22 protein-coding genes are annotated in these 19,698 nt (G+C 56.5%); 17 read left to right on the top strand and 5 right to left on the bottom strand.

What is annotated here, in order from left to right; all coding sequences use genetic code 11:
* The first annotated feature begins 12 nt into the window (after positions 1 to 12).
* The 10 genes from cas2 to ACVWYY_RS03505 all read left to right on the top strand — a co-directional run bounded on the left by cas2 (position 13) and on the right by ACVWYY_RS03505 (position 9,607).
* Complete coding sequence (gene cas2, locus ACVWYY_RS03550) at positions 13 to 270, top strand: CRISPR-associated endonuclease Cas2 (protein WP_457439618.1); 258 nt, start codon at positions 13 to 15, stop codon at positions 268 to 270.
* A complete protein-coding gene (gene cas10 / locus ACVWYY_RS03545) occupies positions 210 to 2,072 on the top strand; it encodes a type III-B CRISPR-associated protein Cas10/Cmr2 (protein ID WP_457402938.1) in 1,863 nt (620 codons plus the stop codon). Before cas2 ends, cas10 begins: the two co-directional genes overlap by 61 nt.
* A 310-nt stretch (positions 2,073 to 2,382) precedes the next feature.
* On the top strand, positions 2,383 to 2,754 hold the full coding sequence (locus tag ACVWYY_RS03540) for a type III-B CRISPR module-associated Cmr3 family protein (protein WP_457402936.1): 372 nt from the start codon (positions 2,383 to 2,385) through the stop codon (positions 2,752 to 2,754).
* A 39-nt stretch (positions 2,755 to 2,793) separates the two neighbouring features.
* On the top strand, positions 2,794 to 3,498 hold the full coding sequence (locus ACVWYY_RS03535) for a type III-B CRISPR module-associated Cmr3 family protein (protein WP_457402935.1): 705 nt from the start codon (positions 2,794 to 2,796) through the stop codon (positions 3,496 to 3,498).
* Positions 3,432 to 4,391 carry an RAMP superfamily CRISPR-associated protein gene (locus ACVWYY_RS03530; protein ID WP_457402933.1) on the top strand — a complete coding sequence of 320 codons (960 nt, stop codon included), beginning with the start codon at positions 3,432 to 3,434 and terminating at the stop codon, positions 4,389 to 4,391. The genes ACVWYY_RS03535 and ACVWYY_RS03530 overlap by 67 nt, the downstream gene beginning before the upstream one ends.
* Positions 4,392 to 4,801: 410 nt before the next feature.
* Complete coding sequence (locus ACVWYY_RS03525) at positions 4,802 to 5,374, top strand: hypothetical protein (RefSeq protein WP_457402931.1); 573 nt, start codon at positions 4,802 to 4,804, stop codon at positions 5,372 to 5,374.
* Complete coding sequence (locus ACVWYY_RS03520) at positions 5,332 to 6,303, top strand: DUF3685 domain-containing protein (protein ID WP_414421451.1); 972 nt, start codon at positions 5,332 to 5,334, stop codon at positions 6,301 to 6,303. Before ACVWYY_RS03525 ends, ACVWYY_RS03520 begins: the two co-directional genes overlap by 43 nt.
* A 293-nt stretch (positions 6,304 to 6,596) precedes the next feature.
* On the top strand, positions 6,597 to 7,091 hold the full coding sequence (locus ACVWYY_RS03515; protein WP_099812437.1) for a ferrous iron transport protein A: 495 nt from the start codon (positions 6,597 to 6,599) through the stop codon (positions 7,089 to 7,091).
* Positions 7,088 to 9,379, top strand: coding sequence for a Fe(2+) transporter permease subunit FeoB (gene feoB, locus ACVWYY_RS03510; RefSeq protein WP_457402928.1), 2,292 nt, complete (start codon positions 7,088 to 7,090; stop codon positions 9,377 to 9,379). Before ACVWYY_RS03515 ends, feoB begins: the two co-directional genes overlap by 4 nt.
* 3 nt (positions 9,380 to 9,382) lie before the next feature.
* Positions 9,383 to 9,607, top strand: a complete 225-nt coding sequence (locus tag ACVWYY_RS03505; RefSeq protein WP_457402926.1) for a FeoC-like transcriptional regulator — start codon at positions 9,383 to 9,385, stop codon at positions 9,605 to 9,607.
* Positions 9,608 to 9,718: 111 nt separating this feature from the next.
* On the opposite strand, the gene ACVWYY_RS03500 is transcribed toward ACVWYY_RS03505, so the two are convergent.
* From ACVWYY_RS03500 to cobA, 3 genes are all read right to left on the bottom strand, one after another.
* Positions 9,719 to 10,420 carry a DUF1614 domain-containing protein gene (locus ACVWYY_RS03500; protein WP_457402924.1) on the bottom strand — a complete coding sequence of 234 codons (702 nt, stop codon included), beginning with the start codon at positions 10,418 to 10,420 and terminating at the stop codon, positions 9,719 to 9,721.
* A gap of 5 nt (positions 10,421 to 10,425) precedes the next feature.
* The gene (gene menB / locus ACVWYY_RS03495; protein WP_011432215.1) at positions 10,426 to 11,250 is read right to left on the bottom strand and encodes a 1,4-dihydroxy-2-naphthoyl-CoA synthase; all 825 of its coding nucleotides are present in this window, start codon (positions 11,248 to 11,250) and stop codon (positions 10,426 to 10,428) included.
* A gap of 117 nt (positions 11,251 to 11,367) precedes the next feature.
* Positions 11,368 to 12,870 (bottom strand): uroporphyrinogen-III C-methyltransferase, encoded by a 1,503-nt coding sequence (gene cobA / locus ACVWYY_RS03490; RefSeq protein ID WP_457402923.1) that lies wholly within the window; start codon positions 12,868 to 12,870, stop codon positions 11,368 to 11,370.
* Positions 12,871 to 13,045: 175 nt separating this feature from the next.
* Here cobA and ACVWYY_RS03485 point away from each other — a divergent pair, with 175 nt between their 5' ends.
* Positions 13,046 to 14,056 carry an ABC transporter substrate-binding protein gene (locus ACVWYY_RS03485; protein ID WP_414344061.1) on the top strand — a complete coding sequence of 337 codons (1,011 nt, stop codon included), beginning with the start codon at positions 13,046 to 13,048 and terminating at the stop codon, positions 14,054 to 14,056.
* Here ACVWYY_RS03485 and ACVWYY_RS03480 read toward each other — a convergent pair.
* Positions 14,053 to 14,586, bottom strand: a complete 534-nt coding sequence (locus tag ACVWYY_RS03480; protein WP_457402921.1) for a phycobilisome rod-core linker polypeptide — start codon at positions 14,584 to 14,586, stop codon at positions 14,053 to 14,055. The two genes, ACVWYY_RS03485 and ACVWYY_RS03480, sit on opposite strands and share 4 nt — an antisense overlap.
* A gap of 585 nt (positions 14,587 to 15,171) precedes the next feature.
* Here ACVWYY_RS03480 and ACVWYY_RS03475 point away from each other — a divergent pair.
* The 6 genes from ACVWYY_RS03475 (at position 15,172) to ACVWYY_RS03450 (ending at position 18,926) form a co-directional block, all read left to right on the top strand.
* Positions 15,172 to 15,657, top strand: a complete 486-nt coding sequence (locus ACVWYY_RS03475) for a 2Fe-2S iron-sulfur cluster-binding protein (protein ID WP_414331883.1) — start codon at positions 15,172 to 15,174, stop codon at positions 15,655 to 15,657.
* A gap of 243 nt (positions 15,658 to 15,900) precedes the next feature.
* On the top strand, positions 15,901 to 16,581 hold the full coding sequence (locus ACVWYY_RS03470) for a V4R domain-containing protein (protein WP_414344053.1): 681 nt from the start codon (positions 15,901 to 15,903) through the stop codon (positions 16,579 to 16,581).
* A gap of 47 nt (positions 16,582 to 16,628) precedes the next feature.
* Positions 16,629 to 16,904, top strand: a complete 276-nt coding sequence (locus tag ACVWYY_RS03465; RefSeq protein ID WP_414406980.1) for a hypothetical protein — start codon at positions 16,629 to 16,631, stop codon at positions 16,902 to 16,904.
* Positions 16,905 to 16,965: 61 nt separating this feature from the next.
* A complete protein-coding gene (locus ACVWYY_RS03460; RefSeq protein WP_457385156.1) occupies positions 16,966 to 17,553 on the top strand; it encodes a hypothetical protein in 588 nt (195 codons plus the stop codon).
* Positions 17,554 to 17,577: 24 nt separating this feature from the next.
* On the top strand, positions 17,578 to 18,048 hold the full coding sequence (locus ACVWYY_RS03455) for a phycobilisome protein (RefSeq protein ID WP_457439616.1): 471 nt from the start codon (positions 17,578 to 17,580) through the stop codon (positions 18,046 to 18,048).
* A gap of 188 nt (positions 18,049 to 18,236) precedes the next feature.
* The gene (locus tag ACVWYY_RS03450; protein ID WP_457439614.1) at positions 18,237 to 18,926 is read left to right on the top strand and encodes a V4R domain-containing protein; all 690 of its coding nucleotides are present in this window, start codon (positions 18,237 to 18,239) and stop codon (positions 18,924 to 18,926) included.
* A 25-nt stretch (positions 18,927 to 18,951) separates the two neighbouring features.
* On the opposite strand, the gene ACVWYY_RS03445 is transcribed toward ACVWYY_RS03450, so the two are convergent.
* Positions 18,952 to 19,659 (bottom strand): hypothetical protein, encoded by a 708-nt coding sequence (locus ACVWYY_RS03445; RefSeq protein WP_457439612.1) that lies wholly within the window; start codon positions 19,657 to 19,659, stop codon positions 18,952 to 18,954.
* Positions 19,660 to 19,698: the final 39 nt, after the last annotated feature.

Below are 19,698 nucleotides of genomic sequence, written 5' to 3'. Positions count from 1 at the left end.
AGGGGATCCCACATGCAGCTCTACGTCATCACCTACGACATCCCCGACAACAAACGACGCAAGAAAGTCTCTGACTTGCTTGAAGGCTATGGCCGGCGGGTTCAGTACAGCGTCTTTGAATGCCGACTGGAGCAGCATCAGTACCAAGACTTGATCATACTTGGGAAAGCTATTGGACTCTGGTTCCGCTGGGGGATCCCGACAAGCCTTTGCAAGCCAAAACTAAAGATCCCGACTACAAGTCCTGGAAAGAATCCCAGCAAACTCTAGCCCAAAGCCGAGTTGAATTGCCGACCAACCCTGAAGAAAAAGCCTATGGGAATTTGAATGTGGGCACCTGGTGGGGCAGCTTGCAAGCGCGTTTGGGTCAGTCGATTCAGGCTATTAAAAATACCCGCACCTGGCAGATCCCGGTGGCCCCTGGGGAGCGGTCTACCCTCTCAGGCATGTACAGCGCGGTTCACCCCAATTTGCTCTATCGGGATCGATTCCGTGAAGGGGCAGGGTTGCCGGCGGGATCCCTGCGCATGTTCTGGAAACTGATGGCCGAAGTTTATCCGGGGCTTTTCAACGGCTCGGAGATGTTGAACGCGGTGGAACTGACCAAACGCATGGCCTGGAAGTATGGGGGCATTGCCAACTCTCTGGGAGTAGCCGAAGAAGAGGACGATCTGGAAAACCTGATCCGGTTTCCCAACCTCAGCTCCATTGCAGCAGCCCGCTTTGCCCATGATGCTCCCGAAAAGGTGAAACAGTATTGGCACGTGTTGGAGAAGCAGATCCGACAAGTTCTGCCGGAATATCGGGATCGATTTGGATCCCTGACGCGCCGCCCTTTTCAGGTGCCGAAGACGGATGAGCAAATGATTCCTGATCCCCAACCCCTCTCCCAGCGGACGAGGGGAGAAGCACCCTACAACGGAGTGATGTTTTCCAGCAGATGGCTGGTGGACGATCTGGGGCTCCAGGATCCTGAAGATATTGCCCTATTGCGAGAAGCCGTGGATCAAGCCCATCGACAGGTGGGTCTAACCGGGGGCAGTCCCTCCGACTGGTGGGTGATTGTACTGGCGGATGGAGACAACATGGGCAAGTATGTCAGCGGCTCCAGGCTGCACCCCTACGAAACCTACCTGGCCGAAGGAGTTGCCGATCAATTGAAGAAAAATGGCTTGGAGTGGCAGCAGCTTTTGAAGAATGTCAAAAAGCGCATGGGGCCAGCCACCCACGTGGGGCTTAATCGGGCCTTGTTGGATTTCTCCAATCGGCTGGTTCCTTACCTGACGGAGAAACGCTTCTGTGGTCGGGTGGTCTACAGTGGCGGAGACGATGTCATGGCTCTCTTGCCCTTAGAAGATCTGCCCGAATATCTCCTCTTCCTGCGCGCAGCTTGGTGTGGGAATTGGTGTGGGAAACGGGATCCCAAAGACGAGTTCAGATTTGAAGGAGGATTTTGGCATCCCCAGCCGGGTAAAGATCTCTCCGGCCTGCCCAATCGTCCCCTTTTCACCATGGGCGAAGGAGCCACCATGAGCATCGGCGTGGTGATCGCCAACAAAGGGATCCCTCTGCCCACCGTCCTGGAAAATCTCTGGGAAGCTGAGAAGCATCGAGCCAAGAAGATCCCTGGCAAGGATGGTCTTTGCTTCCGGGTCATTTACCAATCCGGGAATACCCTGGAAGCTCTCATGAAAGGGAAACTGCTGGAGCAATGGTGGGACTGGTTAAAGCAAGGGCCGGAACTGGATCTGGGGCCAGTGCTATATCGTTTGGCCGAAGAACTGCCGCTGCGCTGTGTGATCTCTGCAAATAACAAGCTGTTTAAGCTGGCCACCACCACGATTTTGGCGCGACTAGACCGAGCTGAGAAGCTGGAACCTGTTCGGGAGCTTTTGGTGAACTGGATCAATGCCTGGGAAAGCTGGGCATTCGAGTTTCAAGGCAAGTCAGAGGCTCTGGGCACCACTCCTAGAGATTTGGGTAATCTCTTGAGATTCTCAGCCTTTTGGATAGACAAGAAAAAACAACGAGATGATTGGATCAAAAAACCTCAGGAAATTGAGGCAAAGTAAGAGGATCGAGATGCGGTTACAAGACAAAGCCAAGTTACGAAATATTCACCCCTGGAGAGTTGAAGATTACCATCACATGATCGAAAACGGTGTGTTGACCGATGCCGACCGGGTGGAGTTATTAAAGCCGGGATCTGGGATGACTGGGTTGTTGATGTCAAGGCCAAGGAGAGCGCTCTTTATCACACCTTGCGGAAGGTTTTTATCAAGAAGTGCAAGTGGTTAAAGAGCGTGATTGCCTCTCTCCTTTGGCTTTCTCTGAGGTCACCTTCTGTGTCGAAGATTTATTTCCACAAGGCAGGTAATTCTTATGTCTGAAACTCAACTGTACTGGTACGCCCTAGAGCCTATGGATGTGCTGCTCTTTCGCGAGAGCAAACCTTTTTCTCCTGGCGAGGGATCCTGGGCGAAAGGATTATTTCCCCCTATGCCCACCACGATCTTTCAAGCGCTACGCTCCGCCCTGCCCTACACCTCAGACAAGGCTCGAAATCTCAAGTTCCTAGGGCCATTTCTCCTGGATGAGCAAGATACGCTCTGGCTACTCGCTCCCAAGGATCTCCTGGCTACGGGTCAATCGGATCCCCATGCTGATCCAGACGCTATCCGAGAAGATAACTTCGAGGAGAAAATCCGGGGAGACAAGTACTCTCGTCTGCAGCCGGTCGAGGGGGATCCTTGAAAATCTATCGGCTGGGATGATCAAAAACTCCCGCCCCTGGTGCCTCCGCCTCTCAAAAAAGGGGAGTACATCAAAGGTCGTCCCTATCCCTGGATGCGGGCCTCGGCGCTGAGTGCCTATCTACAGGGATCCTTGCCCCAGGCCGACGACTTTCATGAGGATCCCTGGGATACCCAGGTACTACCTCACATCGACATCAAATCTGACACTCGCCAAGTGAAAGAGGAGGCGGGCTACTTTACCGAGGTGGCAACCCGGCTGCGGTGGGGGTGGCGATTGGCGGCAGCCATCAGTGCTCGGATCCCGGCCACCACCGTTCGCTTGGGCGGAGAGGGACATCGCGCCCTGGTCACGCCTCTGGAAGATTGGGATCCCGGCATCGATTGGGAGCGGTTTCGGCAGGGGACGGGTCGGGTGGCTTATCTCCTCACTCCGGGCCTAGCGCAGCCTGAAGCGGATCCCCGCATCTATCAGGCCTATCCCTCCCAGTGGCAGCCTTATCTGGCGGGATGCGCCACGGATCGGGCCTTGCTATGGGGTGGAATTTCTGCGGTTCGGCGACAGGGCAGTGAGCGATTAGACTTTGCGCTGCTACCTCAACGGGCTTTCATCCCCGCCGGCACAGTGTATCACTTCAAGGAGGATCCACCACTGCCAAGGCAGCTTGTGGGTAACCCATGCGCCCAGTTGCAGACTTTTGCATCGTTGAATTACGGAACACTTTTGTGGGGAATTGTAAAATGATTCAACCTGACTTTCGCGTTGGCTATCTTTACAGCCTTGCCCCCATCCATTGCGGTGGAGAAGGCGACTTAGGCAATATCCTGGAAATTGCCCGTGAATCTCACACCAACTTTCCCTACATCCCAGGATCCTCTTTACGAGGAAGCCTGCGGAACGAGGTGACACTCCAAGATCCAGAAATCGCTGATACCCTCTTTGGACGGGAACTCCAAAAAGACGGCCAGATGGGGGTTCACCAAGTCTGGTTTGGAGATGCCCGTTTACTGTGGGTGCCGATGCGCACCATGTCTCTAGAGGGATCCGATTCCGTTTTCTGTTGGGTGAGCTGTCATTCCCTACTGCGAGATCACGCCTTGCTGTGCCGTCAGCCTCTTCCAGTTCTCCCCAGAACCCCTGTAGGAACAAAACCTGGCGTTTATGTTGTGGCAGACGCAGAAGTGCATGTTGAGAAACTCCCTGAAGGGCAAACCTTCTCACTGGTTGGGGAGTGGCCTACTGTTTTACAGGGGGATACCCAAAAAACCTGGAAACACAATCGGATCATTCTTCCCGACAGCGATTTCCAGATCTTGATGGAGCACTCCCTTTGGACGCAGATCCGTAACAAGATTCAGGAAGATCCTGAAGGAGCTAACCAAGTAGGCTCGGCAGAAGTGTTTTGGACAGATGTGTGCATCCCTCGTGACACGATTCTTTATTTTACTTGGGGATATAGCCCCCTGCCCTATCAGCAAGATCTCACCCAAGAACATGAGATTTTGATCAACATTCTTCAAGGTTTGTTCCAAGTAGGAGGACAAGCCAACGTTGGACGAGGCTGGGTTCAAGGATGGGTCTCCAATGCTTCTCCGCCCGCTCTACAAGCCAAATCTGAAAACACCGCAGGAGTTTAAGGATGTCGAAAAACAAGTACGCCAAGAGCTCTCCTAAGCCCGCTCCTCCAAATCCCAAATTGGAGAGCAAAGCTATATCTTCCAACCCGCCAATAGACAGATCCCCTGTTCCTACGTCGTCTGAGCGACAACCAACAGGCGTGCGCCCGGAGCATATCAGCCTGCTAGCCTATAAACACATCCAACAGTACATAAAATCTCAGGGGAAACAGTCTCTTTCTCAGGAAGATCTCAACGCAGTGCTCCGACTTTCCCAGCACCTGAGAGTTTTTGGCTTACTCTCGGCCATAGGATATGTTAACCAGTCCAATGCTCAAGAGGGTAAAGTAAGACAGAGAACAGTTCCTGTCTGGACTTCTTTATTGGGACAACTGGTTAACGAAAATAATTCCTTAGATTCCAGAGAATTAATGCAGCGGATCCAAACTTTGGCCAGCGACCAACCGGGGGATTTGCAAAATCTCTTGAGCGAACGGTTGCAACAGACCCAACCCCTGGTGAATTTGCTGGTGGTGGATTTGAAACCGGTGGACATTCCCCTGTGCCAATCCCTGCGCCGCCGTTACCCCCACCTGCCCATCCTCGCCCTGGGCCCCCCGGTGAGCCGGGATCAGCTTTTACAATTTCAACAACTGGGGCTAGCGGCGTATGTGGAACGGTACACCCCGGCGGCGACCCTCTGGCAATGGATGCAGGCCATTTTGGGGGGCTATTCCCCCTGGTTGCAACCGGCCATCCTCACCCCCCGCTGGCGTTCCGAGTTGTATACCCAGGGTTTGGCGCAAATTGAGACGGCCCTGGCGCAATGCCAGCAATGGGCCCAACGTCCCCGTCCCTGGCTGGCAACCCAGATCACCCGGGGGCGCATCCGGGAATTGCACGCCGCCCGCCGGTTGATCACCTGGCTGTGGCGACCGGGAGCCGTGTTGGCCCCCCCGCCGTGGCGACTCCCCCCCCTGCCCTCCCCAGTGGGGAACGATTGAGCCAGGTGCGGCAAAAATTCAACCAACCCCTGACCAACACCAGCAATCTATTATTGGAAACCGACCTGCTCCGGTTTGAAAAACAACGGGAACTGTGGAATACCATTCTCAATCGGTGGGAAGCCCTGCTGGCGGAATTGCTCGAAGCCCGCATCACCCCCGAGGCACTGACCCCCCGTTGCCCCGAGTTGGTGGAACGGCTGTGGCAGGAAGCCCTGACGGATTTTGTCGGACGTTATTACACCATTGACGGGCAGGATGTGATTGACATCCTCCTAGCACAACGGGACACGGTGCGCGCCCTGATTTTAGACAAAATTCCCCTGGTCAAGGACCTTTTTAGCTTTCATCTCTTTCAAACGCCCCTGGGCATTGATGGGGTCTTGTATGCGGCCAACAGCCAAATCGCCAGCGACCACGCCGCCATCCTCCTGGAAAATCTGGTGATCCAGGTCGCCAACGGGGTGGTGCAACCCCTGCTCAACTGCTTTCCCCACCATGAATCGGTGAAGCAACGGTTTTATCGCCGCAACCTGCTCTCTACCCGGGAAACCGAACGGCTCCGCAACCAACTTTCCCAACGCTACCGCTGGCAACGCTACTGGGACGAACCCCGGGCGATTTTTGAGAGTTGTTATCAACTTTTGCGTATCCAAGACCAGGCGATTGTCCTGTACCCGGTGTATGCGGGGCGCACGGCGGAACTGGCCCAACTCCGGGGCATTCCCTGGCTGGTCACCCTCTGGTTGGAGTTTCAAGATGCGGTGGCACCCATACTGCGGGCGGTGGCAAATTACATTGGCCGTACCAGTGCCTACCTGCTCACCCGGATCATTGGGCGGGGCTTGGGCTTGATTGGGCGGGGGATTTTGCAGGGTATTGGCAGTACATTGCAAAACAATCGCTCCCAAGAATCCTCCCAGTTATAATCCATCCCATCCGTAATATTTGATAACAATTTGGCGTCCTGAGCATTAAAACTTGCTTAAGGCAGGGGCGCCGTCGGGTTGCCTTTGTGTTAATTGAATTGAATTGAGAATGATATTTATTATGTTCAGGTCTAAAGTTATTACAAACGCCACTAATAATCAAGGAGGTTCTGGTGCCACATTCAGGGAGTCAGCCGGGAAATAACGGTCAAAAACTGGGTTTTACCTATGTCAACGAGGCGGCAGTGAGCCGGGCTAAGCCGGGAATTGCTAGTGAAGGTAATTTGCAAATAATGCCCCTATCTCAAATGCGGGCAGGGGAACGGGTGCGGGTGGTGCGGGTGGATTGTGATGATGCCAATCCCCGGTTGGTGGGCATGGGCATTACCCAGGGGGCGGTGCTGACGGTGCTGAGCCATCTGGATTCCGGGTCGGTGCTGGTGGAATGTCAAGGTCAGCGGTGGGGGTTGGGGGCGGGTATGGCGGAACGGATTGGTGTCGAGCGATGGGAGGCGGCAATGCCCAGGATGACCTTGGGGGAGGCGACTATTGGCAGTCGGGTGCGGGTGGTGGGCTATGCGCCGGGAGCGGGGGATTACAAGCGGAAATTGCTGGGGATGGGCTTAACGCCGGGGACGATCCTGCAGGTGAAACGCCATGCGCCCTTGGGAGACCCGACGGAAATTGAGGTGCGGGGGTTTGCCCTGAGTCTGCGCAAAGGGGAAGCGGCGGCATTACAGGTAGTGCCGGTGGAGGGAGAAGCAAATTTAGGGAGCGATGGGCAATGAGCAAGCGGACGATTGCCTTACTGGGAAATCCCAACTGTGGGAAAACGACCCTATTCAATGCCTTGACGGGGGCGCGCCAACGGGTGGGGAATTGGCCCGGGGTGACGGTGGAACGCAAGGAGGGCACCTACCGGGATCAGGGGCAAACGGTGACGGTGGTGGATTTGCCGGGGATTTATTCCCTGGATGTGGCAGCGGGGGGCACGGGGCTGGATGAACAGGTGGCACGGGATTACCTGCTCAGCGGTGAAGCCAACCTGGTGGTGAATATCCTGGATGCCAGCAATCTGGAGCGGAATCTTTACCTGACGACCCAGCTTTTGGAAATGGGGGTGCCGCTGGTAATTGCCCTGAACATGATGGATCAAGCGGAAGGGCGGGGGATACGGATTGACGTGGCTGGTTTGCAACAGCGGTTGGGCTGTCCGGTCGTGCCTTTGTGTGCCCATCGGGGGCGGGGGGTGGCAGAACTTAAGGCAGTCATCCGGCAGGCATTGACCCAGCCGCAGGGGGCGGGGGTGCGCCCTGTTTATCCCCCGGTGATCGAGCAAGCCTTTACCGAACTTTCCTATACAGCAGGTCTGGGTTCCCCTTGGGCGGTGCTGTACGGGTTGCAAGCGGTGGATGGGGCGAACGTTGCACCGGTGTTAGAAACCCATCGGCAGGAGATTTTTCAAACCTTGGGGGAAGACATTGACCTCTTGGTTGCCGATGTCCGTTACACCTGGATTCGGGAGGTGATGGGGGCGACGGTCACTTTCGCTGGGCAGGTTAGCCAAACGCTTTCGGATCGGATTGACCGCTGGGTGTTGCACCGGTGGCTGGGGATTCCCATCTTCCTCGGGGTGATGTACCTCATGTTCTTCGTGGCGATGAATGTGGGGGGAGCCTTTGTGGATTTTTTTGATATAGGGGTGGGCACGATTGCGGTGAAGGGCACGGCGCATCTGTTGACCCAACTCCATGCACCCGGCTGGTTGATTGGGCTGTTGGCGGACGGGGTGGGGGGTGGCATTCAAACGACGGCGACCTTCATTCCCCAAATTGGCTTATTGTTTGTCTTTTTATCGGTGTTGGAGGATTCCGGGTATTTGGCGCGGGCGGCGTTTGTGATGGACCGGCTGATGCGGTGGATTGGCTTGCCGGGGAAGTCCTTTGTGCCGATGCTGGTGGGGTTTGGGTGCAATATCCCCGCCATTATGGCGACCCGTACCCTGGAAAATCGGCGGGATCGGTTGATGACGATTCTGATGAACCCGTTTATGTCCTGCGGGGCGCGGCTGTCCGTGTATGCCCTGTTTGGGGCGGCGTTTTTTCCGAAAAATGCCCAAAATGTGGTGTTTCTGCTTTACCTGATTGGTATTGGGGCGGCGGTGTTTACGGGTTTGGTGATGAAAAGCACCCTGCTACAGGGGATAGCGGCTCCCTTCATTATGGAATTGCCGCCCTACCATTTGCCCACGCTCAAGGGGGTAGCCATCCACGCCTGGGGACGGTTGCAAGCGTTTATTACCAAAGCGGGGCGGATGATTATCGTGATGGTGGTGATTTTGGGCTTTTTAAATTCGGTGGGAACGGATGGTTCCTTTGGGAAACAGGACAGTACCGATTCCCTGCTCAGTGCGGTTGGGCGGCAGATTACGCCGGTATTTGCACCGATGGGCGTGCAACCGGAGAATTGGCCGGCAACGGTGGGGATATTTACCGGGACGTTTGCCAAGGAGGTGATGGTGGGGACGATGAATTCCCTCTATGGGCAGTTGGCGCAGGCGGAAGCGGCAGATAGTGGGGAACCACCGGCGGCATTTGACCTGTGGGGTGGTCTCCAGGAAGCAGTTGCCAGCATTCCCCAAAATTTTGCCGCCCTAGGGGAGCAGTTGCTGGACCCGCTGGGGATGGGGGTAGTCAGCAGGAGTGGGGATGAGGAGGCAGTGGCGGAGGAATTGGGGGTGCAGACGACTACCTTTGGTCAAATGGCTCTCCGTTTTGGCAGTACCACGGCGGCGATTGCGTTTTTGCTGTTTGTCCTGCTGTATTTCCCCTGTGTGTCGGCAACGGCGGCGGTTTATCGGGAAACCAATCTAGGCTGGACGGTGTTTATCGCTTGTTGGACAACCGGGCTGGCCTATTGGGTTGCCACCTTTTATTACCAGTTCATGACTTTTAATGAACACCCCGCACGTTCCCTGTTGTGGGTATTGGGACTCATGCTGGTACAGTTGGGGGTTTTGTGGGGATTGCGTGCCGTCAGTAGCCCCCGTTTGCGGCGGGTACCCTCCGGGAGGTAAGGGATGCTCTTGCAAGACCTACAACGTTATCTGCAAACGCACCGGCAAGTTTCGTTGACCAAATTATGTCAACACTGGCAAATGGATGCCGATGCCCTCCGTCCGATCCTGGATGTATTAATTCGCAAAGGGCGGGTGCGCCCCGTACACCAGCGGAAGTGTGGGGGCTGTCACTCCTGCGCCTCAACGGATTTAGAACTGTACGAGTGGGTAGAAAAACCACCTTAATGGGGGATCAATTTTAGGGATAAGTCGTGTTGTTCAGAACGTTTTTCAGAATAAATTACGAGCCAACCGAATGTACCAATTAAGTGAATTGTTGGAATTTCTGAGTAATTTCTAAGTCAGCAAAACGGCGAATAAACCGCACAGCGCAATACCATCAAAAACCCCAGCCCCACCAATACTAAGAATGCCTGGAGTCATCCGCTCAATTTGGGGCAGGTGTAACAGGTCAGCCCCAATTAGTGTTCCCAATACACCACCAGCAAAGGCAATCGGTGCTGCCACAACATCAGACCCCGCCGTTAATAGCACAGAAGTCATCGCCGCCGTTAGGGGAGCAATCAAGGCATTCACTTGAATCCCAATCCCCGGCACCACCTGGGCAGAATAATAACTAACTATTGTCACCACAGCCGTGACAAGCACAATCAAAATTGGCGAAACACAGGTAAACTGATAAATGGCCAATAGGGTTGGAATCAGACCACCCCCGACATTCAACGCCACAATCGTTTTCTGTTCAATTCGCCTTAAGGGAATACCCCAAAAGAAGCGCATCGTCCACAATCGATCCAAATCAGGTACCATAGCTACTTTGGAAACTCTCTCATAAAGGGGGATATTAATCGTACTCCCAATAATTACTAGGGTCGGCAGCACAAGAGATAGGTTAGGAGAAAATCCGAGCTTTGCAACAGCAACTTGAACCGCATCTAGGGTAACCACCAACCAGAGAAACGGGAAGGCTAAGAGCAGGAGTAAAAAGAGTAGATAGGCAGTCGCTTCCCTTCGGGGAAGTGGAATTAATGAAAACAAACAAACTATGGCAGCCAGGGAAACTGGCGAAAGTTAGGTGGGCGCTTTTCCAAAAAGGCGCGTTTGCCCTCAGCAGCTTCTTCGGTCATGTAGAACAGCAACGTCGCATCTCCGGCCAGCTCCTGCAGCCCCACCTGCCCATCGCAGTCGGCGTTGAAGGCGGCTTTGAGGCAGCGGATGGCTAAGGGGCTGTGCTGGAGAATTTCTTGCGCCCAGCGGATCCCTTCAGCTTCTAGCTCTTCCACTGGCACCACGGCATTGACCAGACCCATCTCTAGGGCTTGGGCTGCGGTGTATTGGCGGCAGAGGAACCAAATCTCGCGGGCTTTTTTTTGCCCCACCACTCGCGCCAGGTAGGCGGCCCCAAAGCCCCCATCGAAGCTGCCCACCCTAGGGCCGGTTTGCCCAAAGATGGCATTATCGGCGGCAATGGTCAGGTCGCAGATGAGATGCAAAACATGGCCACCCCCAATGGCGTAGCCTGCCACTAGGGCAATCACCACCTTGGGCAAAGAGCGGATGATGCGCTGCAGATCCAGCACATTGAGACGAGGGATCCCGGCCTCATCCAGGTAACCGGCCTCGCCCCGTACGCTTTGATCCCCGCCGGCGCAGAAGGCATACTTCCCATCGGTATGGGGCCCGGCGCCTGTTAAGAGCACTACTCCAATCCTGGGATCCTCTCGCACATCGGCAAACGCATCAATCAGCTCGGCAATGGTCTTGGGGCGGAAGGCGTTGCGCTTGTGGGGACGGTTGATGGTGATCTTGGCAATGCCATCCGTTTTTTCGTAAAGAATGTCTTCGTAGAGCTTGGCCGTCTGCCACATGGTGTCTGGGTGTATCTATTGGGATGCCGGGCCAGGAGAGTTCCGTTTGGCTGATGGGGGCTCACTATGAGGAGCACCTGGGTACTCTGCACCGCTACCGCGAACGGCCTGAAAAGGCTAGGTAGAACGGTTGGTCGCTTGGATGAGGGCTTCCACCAATCCTTCCAAAGTATACTCCTGGGCTGCGATGTCCACTCGACCAAATGCAGCCTTGCAGGTTGCGGCCGTCTTGGGGCCAATGGCGGCAATCTGCACGGGTGGATCCCAGATCTCAGGGCCTAGCCCTGCCTGCTGGATCAAGTGGGCAAAATGCTGCACCGTCTTGGAGCTGGCAAAGGTGAGGATGTCCACCTGACGGGCCTTCAGAGCCTCCACCACCTGGGGATCCGCTGTCGCCGGACAGGCGGACTGATAGGCGGCCACCTCCACCACCTCTGCTCCTCGCTGCCGCAACCCCTGTACCAGCTCCTCCCGCCCTCCTGACTCAACGCGGGGAAAGAGGATGCGCTGCCCCTGCACTGGCTGCGGCCAAATGGGTAGCAGGGCTTCGGCCACAAACTCGGAGGGCATCAGATCCGGGCGAATGCCGTACTGGGCCAGCACGGAAGCGGTTTTGGATCCCACCACCGCCACTTGCAGGGAGTGGAGTGCTCGGCTATCTCGCCCCTGCCGCTGCAGCCGCTCAAAGAAAGCCTGCACTCCATTGGCAGAGGTCAGCAGCAGCCAGTCGAATTGTTCCAGGTTGGCAATGGCTGTATCCAAGGGATCCCAGCTCGTGGGCGGCTGGATCACCAGGGTGGGCATCTCCAGCACCCGCGCCCCCTGGGCCTGCAGCAGCTCCCGAAAAGCTGGCGATTGCCCCTCAGAACGGGTAACCAGCACCGTCTTGCCTGCCAAAGGAGCCGGTGGCGGCAAGGGTGGGATCCCCGGCAAAAAGTCCTGCCGCAGCCGCACCACCTCCCCAACCACCAGTAGGCCCGGCAACTTTGCCTGACCCGCCTCCTGCTGCAGCTCCGCCAAGGTGCCCACCCACACCTGCTGCTCTGCTTGCCCCGCCCCCCAGATCAAGGCCACCGGTCGGTCTGCCGGGATCCCAGACTCCACCAGCCGTGCGCCAATGTGCTGTCGCTGCCGGGATCCCATCAAAATCACCAAAGTATCCAACTGGGCCAAAGCGCCCCAGGGCAGAGCTTCCAGCTCGTGGGCGGTGAGAACGGCAAAAGCGCGGCTCAAGTGTTTATCCGTTAACGGGATCCCTGCCCAGAGGGGGCCAGCCAGGGCCGACGACAACCCCGGCCAAATCTCAAAGGGACAGCCCGCCTCCCTAAGGGCTTGGATCTCCTCGCGAGCGCGGCCAAAGATCAAGGGATCCCCTGACTTGAGGTGAACCACCTGTTTGCCTTCTCGGCAGCGCTGGATGAGCCAGTGGATGCCCTCCTGGAGGCTTCCTGGCCCAGAGCGTCGCCACACCTGCGCCTGCGGCGGCAACTCTGCCAACAAGCGCTCATCCACCAGCTCGTCGATCCAGATAGCCTCAGCCTGCCGTAGGATCTCCAGTGCTCCCTGCGTCAGGCCCGCCCGCCCGCCCAGCCCTGCCCCCACTAGATACACCTTGCCCATGCCCTACCCCTTGGAATGTCGATCTTGCCCCTTGTAAGAAGGGGATCCCGCTTGCTTTGCAAATATAAATCGAAGACGCCTCCCAACAGCTCCTCTTCCAAGGGGTGGCCAGCCTGAGGAAAAACTGGTCTACTTGCGAGATACTGAAAGCGTGGCTGCCTGAGGATCCCTGCCTATGTCCGGTGTAACTCCAGAGCCTTGGCCGCGGCGGCGTTTTTTGGCCAGTGGAGCTGCTCTGCTAGCAGTAGGAGCGGGCTCCCGCCCCTCTTCGGCCAGATCCCGGCCCTTGCGACTGGTCACCAACTGGTACGCCCAGGCCGAACACGGCGGCTTTTACCAAGCCCTGGCCACCGGCATCTACGCCGACTACGGTCTGCAGGTGGAAATCCGCATGGGGGGAACGGCGGTTAACGTGCTGCAACTGCTAGCCGGGGGAGCGGCAGATTTTGTGCTCGGCGGCAGCCCCGACGCTCTGGCGGCTCTGCAAGCTGGGATCCCTGTTCTCACCGTGGCCGCCTTTTTCCAGAAGGATCCCCAGTGTCTCTTGGCCCATCCAGGGGTGGGCATCGAGCGCCTGGAAGACCTGCGGGGCAAGCCCATCTGGGTGTCACCGGGGGCCAACCTCACCTACTGGCCTTTTTTGCGGGCCAAATTTGGCTTTACCGACGAGCAGAAGCGCCCCTACAACCTCAGCCTCACGCCCTTCTTGCTGGACAAGTCTTCTGCCCAGCAGGGCTATGTGACCTCCGAGCCCTTCCGCGTGCGCCAGGAGGGGGGCTTTGATCCCGTCGTTTTTCTGCTGGCCGACTACGGCTATTCCCCCTACGCCACCACCCTGGAGACCACCCGCCCCTTTGCCGAACAGCACCCGGAGCAGGTGCGAAAATTTGTAGCTGCCTCCATCCAGGGCTGGCAGAGCTACCTAGAGGATCCCCGCCCCGGCAATCGCCTCATCCGCCAAGACAACCCCAACATGAGCGAGGCCCTCCTGGCCTACGCCCACCAAGCCCTAAAAGACTACGGCCTTCTCACCAGTGGAGATGCCGCCACGCTGGGGATCGGCGCCATGACCCACCAGCGCTGGCAAACCTACTTTCAGGAGATGGTGGCCCTGGGGATCGGCGCAGCGGGTCTGGAGGTTCGCCAAGCCTATACCCTCGACTTCCTCCCCGGCCCCACTGCCTAAGGGATCCCCACTTCCATCGCCGCCAAACTGTGCAAAAGCGGGGATCCCTGCATCCCCAGCTCATGGCGCCGGTGCATTTGGTTTGTCAGCAAGTAGGCCAAAGGTGGGTGGCCGCTCAGCCGTTGGCGGGGGTGGGGCAGATGGTCGTTGCCGAAATGGTGGCGGTACTCCTCCGAGTCGATAAAGGCATTGACCATGGCCTGCAAGCCCTGGTGCACCAGAATATCGTGGTAGGTGGCCACCTCAGCTTTGCTGGCCGGGGCCCGCCCCAAAAAGTGCTTGAAACCCTGCTCTACACAGCGGGTGTTGCAGCCGGCACTGAAAAACAGCCGCTGATAAAGACGGGATCCCCCAATCTGGCGAACCAAGCGCTTAATCCCGATCCGCCCCCGCAAGAAGTCCTGCTCGATTTTCTCCAGCTCTCCTGTTTTCTCGTGCTGGTAGGGCTGGCGTTCCAAAAGCTGTTGGTAGGCAGCCCGCAACAGGTTTTGCAACGTTTGCGGATCCTGCCGGCGCTGGCGCGATTCCATAACCCTAGCTCCCAATCGACAGAACTGACAAAAACAGACAAAACGAGGGGCTATTTTAAAGAAATGGCCAAGAGAGTAGCGAATGGCTCAATACGCTTTTACGGCAAACTTCAGCACATCCTTCTGTAACAAAATTGCCAATAAAAGACCGTGAAGGTTCTACTTAAGATTTACCTTGCCGACAGAACGACCGGGGGAGATCTGCGATAAATATTTACGAAAGGATTGTCATTTTCTCCAATTTACGTGATTTCACTTTGTAACTTTCTAGCCGATAAAAAAATTCCGTGTTTATTCGTAGTTAAGTATTATGACACTTCCATCCAGAATAACCTGCTCCAGATCCAGAATATAAGTTAAGTAAAGAATGCAGCCTCTCCCAGGGTCACAGGTGCAGGGCTCATCATTTGAAGTGCTCTGGTGAAGTGCTCTGGTTTGATTGACTGGGGACTCAGGTGTTGCTGTAGACCTGCAAGGGGGCTGCAGGGGAAGGGATCAATCAATTTTTGTGATTGGTTTGCGTTGCTTATGCAGTAGATCCTGCCCGCCGGGGTTTTTTGTCTGCCCTTAATGTGGATCCCGTCTATGGTTAAACAAATCCGGCTAGAGCCTTTATCTCGCGTCTCAGAGGTCGATACCTACAGCAATCTGCTGTCGGCCATTTTGTCGGAGGAGCTGCAGGTTTCGCGGGAATGTAACGGTCGCGGCCTCTGCGCCACCTGTCATGTTTACGTCAAAGAGGGAATGGAAAGCCTCACTCCCATCACCCCCCGCGAGGCCAAGACTCTGGAGACCATTACCAGCGCCCGCAGCAATTCCCGGCTGGCCTGTCAGGCGCGGGTGGTTTCCGATGGCGTGGTGGTGGAGCTGCCGCCGGGGATGTACGTGAACTCGCTGAGGGATATCGAAGTGCTCATCGGTCGGCGGGCCGAACAAGACCTGCTGCACCCACGGACGGGGAAGGTTTTGGTGGAGCAGGGCAAGATCATCACTCGCTCTACTGTTAAGCAGCTAGAAAATGAGGACTTCCGCATCATTGGCAATACGCTGGCCCAAACTCGGGAAGTTTGATGGATTGTCGATATTCAGGGATCCCTTGGGCTCAGCGGGCATTGTCTTATAGACAACTTATAGACAATCAACCAAGGATTGAACAATGTTGGATCCCTCAGATAGCTGACCAAGTTTATCGAATGCTTAGCCATTCATTTTGTTGACTCATTGGCATTGTCTGGCCCAGTTGATCCCTACAAATCCCACCAAATCCTGTTGCTTTGCAATCTAGAATTATCCATTTTTTATCAGGAGAGCGCCATGGCCACCACATCTCGACCGGATCCCCGTCCTGCAGTCACCCTGCCTGTGGGCCGCGACAAGCATGCCCACTACAGTTACCGCGATTTCTTTCGCTTCAACCGAGATCAGGGCACGATTATCGATTGGAACAACACCCAAAATCTGCTGTTGAGCGAAGACTTTATTGTGGGCTTGCAAACAGGCCTGGAACGGGAAGTGGGAGATGCTTCGGCGGCGGTGATGTACACCATTGGCAGAGATTGGGGCATCCGCGATGCCAAGCACTTCTCCGAGTGGTACGAGCGGGAGTATGGGATTGGCGTAAAACAGTCCAACCTTTTGTTTTTGCTGGAGACTTGGTGGTGGCCTTTTACGGCTCAGGGCTGGGGCAAGTGGGAGGTGGAAACCGAATCCAAACAAAAAGGCTTCCTGTTTATCAACTTGTTTGACTCGATGGTGGCTCGCACCCTAGGGGATGTGGGCAAGCCGGTTTGCCATCTCTATGCCGGGCTATTTGCCGGGTTTTTCACCGCTATGACTTCCCGCGAGCTGGCCTGCATCGAGATCCAGTGCTACGCCATGGGGGAAACCTACTGCAAGTTCCTGTTGGGCGGGCAAGAACGCATTGATGCCGCCAATTTTTGGATCACCGAAGGGGCCAGCGCCCGCGAGATCGAGCAGCGTTTACAGCAAATGTAAGGCTTGCTTGTGGTTCTGTCGTTCCTCAGCGCTTTGGAGAAGCTGACATGCTCACCCTAGATCCTGCTCGAGATCTAACCCAGCCCCTGATGCTCTTCTTGCAGGGGTTGAACTGGGATAACCGACCCCCGGCCAAGGCTCCCTTTGCTCAAGAGCCGCCGCCGCAGTCCCCCATGCTCTTTGCCCAGTCGGTGGGCCAGTTTTTTGCCGGCTTCAATTGGTCGGGCATCCGCCCATGGGTGGAGCCGGTGCCGGAATTGCCAGCGGAGGATCCCTTTACCCTTGAGGATTTTGCCGCCTTGTTTGGCGGAGCTTTGCTCTAGCTCTGGTTTGTTCAGGGATCTCGGTTTTGTTTTGCCCTCTGTTTTTAAGGAGACTTCACCCATGGATGACCTTCACTCTTGGCCGGAGCGCATTGCCGATCGAGAAGGGGGTTACCTAACACCCGACGATCTGCAAGACCTGATTCGTTACTCGCTCTCTTTTGAAGAACGGCTGGAGCTCTACCAAGTCTTACAACAGCAAGAGCTGACCTGGATCCAAAAGGTTTTGCAACAGCAGGGGCCAACCCCCGTCGCGACAGCGTTGCCCAGCAGCAATCCCGCCAGAGAGGGGGCAGAACCTTCTCTAACCCCGGCTCAGCGCCTCTTGGCTCGTCAATTGGCCTTTTGTTTGCGCTCCCTGGGCCTGAGTCTGTTGCTGGGGGATCCCACCCCTGTGCAGCAGGTAACTCTTGGTGCGATGGAACAGTACCTAGGGTTGCCGCAAGCGCTCGCTCAGCTACGGGCAGTGGTTCAGGGATCCCTGCCAGCGGATCAGCAGGGTTTGCTTGCCCCCTACTGGCAAGAGCTACAAGCTGTCTGCGCCACTTCTCAGGCCCAATCTCCTTCCCCTTCTTCTTCTGAGATGGAGGTTGACCTGCCCACAGTTCCGCCGGAGAGGGCTCTCACCTTGGCGGAAATGTTTGTGTGAAGCCCACTGAAGGAGGCTCTATCTATGAATTCAAGGGTTGCCGAGCTGATGCACCAAAGTGAGGGCCGCTATCTGCGCCCAGATGAGTTGAAAACTCTACACGCCTACGTGGAAGGGATCCCGAGGCGGGTACGCCTTTACCAGGTTCTGCAGGCCAAAGAACAAGAGTTGCTGGATCGGGTGATGGAGAAGTTTCAGCCGATGATGCCGAATTTAATCCGCCAGCATGGTCACCTGGCCTGGGAGCGCTGCCGCCGGGATCTGAGCATGGTGTGGCGCTACTGCTGCATGGCCATGCTGCTCAACGACGAAGACTATCTGCGGGATAAATTGCTCTACTGGCTGGAGACGATCCTGAAATCGTTCAAGATGCGCGACCAATGCCAGCCTGCCTACAAGTTAATGCTCGACTCCCTGACCCACATCTTTGGGGCAGAAGAGAGCGAGATGATCCGTCCTTATCTGCTTTTGGCCAAATCCATGCTGGTTAACTAGGTCCATTCGCCCTCAATCTATTCACCAAAGTTCCCTGCGCCCTCCGATAGCGACCTCCTTCTCCCGATTTACTGTATACAGCTTATACAGCTCACTCCTTAATCATTCATTCCCTCACGCCAAAAATTCCAGCCGCTCCCCAATCTATCCATCCCCGCCCTCTTGTCCACCTGACTGCGAGAATAGCCATGATCTCCCTGCAAGAGATTCTGCAAGACCAGATCTTGCCCGGACACTGCTTCAGCCCCGCCCACTACATCCGCCCCGACATCCACACCGGACTGCTCTACAGCCGCGGAGGATACCGCTTGGCGGCCTTTCCCATGCCCCTGCTGGAAGCTCTCTACTCCGGCCTGCGCTACGAAACCGGCCAAGCCACCCGCGTCATTCTCTACAACTGTGGCCGCGATTGGGGAGAGGCGTTTTTCCGCCGTATTGAAGACGAGCTTTCCGGCTACTACCAGCAGCCGCTGCAGGAATTGCCGATGGGGATCTTCCTGGATGCCCTCAGCGATCTCTGGGCCACCCACGGTTGGGGACGCCTGGAGCTGGATTTTTCCGCCGCCGACCACGGCTTGGTTCAGGCCGGGATCCGCAATTCCGGGTTTGCCCTTGCCGCTCGCGCCAGCTTCAACCCGGAGGAACCTTCTGCACGGCGAGAGCCTGCCGGATATTTGGAGGCGGGAATGCTGGCCAGCCTCTTCTCCTTGCTTTCGGGGCGGGATCTCATCTGCGTACAGACCACCTGCGAATCCCTAGGGGCCGACCTCAACCGCTTCCTCATCGGTACGGCCCAGCGGCTGCACCACTGCGAGGAGTGGGTGCGCAAGGGCCTCTCCCACGAGGAGATTTTGGATCGGCTCACGGCCAGTCCCTAGGGCCAGAGCTGTTTTCAGGGGCTCGCTAGGGCAGGTAGGGCTGAAAATCTTGGGTGACCGTCAGAGTCAAGTTGGCATTGGCGTCGATCACCGCCACTTCCGGCGCCGTTACATTGCCGATGACAGCCCCTGCCGCCGCTCCACCCAGCACTTTCTCCGTCGAGATCACGCGGTCGCCGAACAAGCCTCCCAAGATGGCCCCCGCAGCTGCCCCAATCAAGGCATCTTGCACAATCGCTTCCCCGGAAGTGTGGCGGGGATCCTTGCGCAGCGGGATAACCTGGCTCTGGGCATAGAGGGGGTAGGATTGGCCGTTGAAAATCAGGGCCCGCGAGACAAACTGGGTGCCGCCGCTCACCGGCTGAAATTGGCCTTCCAAAACAGCCCCTGCCGGGACGACCATGTTGCCGTAGATGTCCCGCAGAGGGGTATCCAGGCTGAGGCTGACGGCACGGGTTTCCCCAGGGGCAATCAAGAGGGTTTCTGGAGAGCGATGCACCGCTTGGATTAGATCCCCGGAGCGCAGCAGCAGAGTGGTTTGCAATTGAAAGGGTTGGCTCGGCTGCAGGGGTTGAGGGCCAGGGGGAAGGGGGCGAGGATTCACAGGACGCCATCCTTCTCCAGGAGGCGGTGGTGGCAAGGGCCCCATTTGGGCCAAAACTGGGGCGGCCATCTGCGCTGAGAGCAATCCGCCAAGCAGAGGAGCCAACAGGCGGCTGGCTGGGTTGGTCATGGTCTTACCCCCATTCATCATTCCTACGCTAGCTGCAAA

Source organism: Thermostichus sp. MS-CIW-34 (assembly GCF_054060435.1).
Note: the sequence above shows the minus strand (reverse complement) of the source record. Positions and strands in the feature narration are given on the sequence as shown.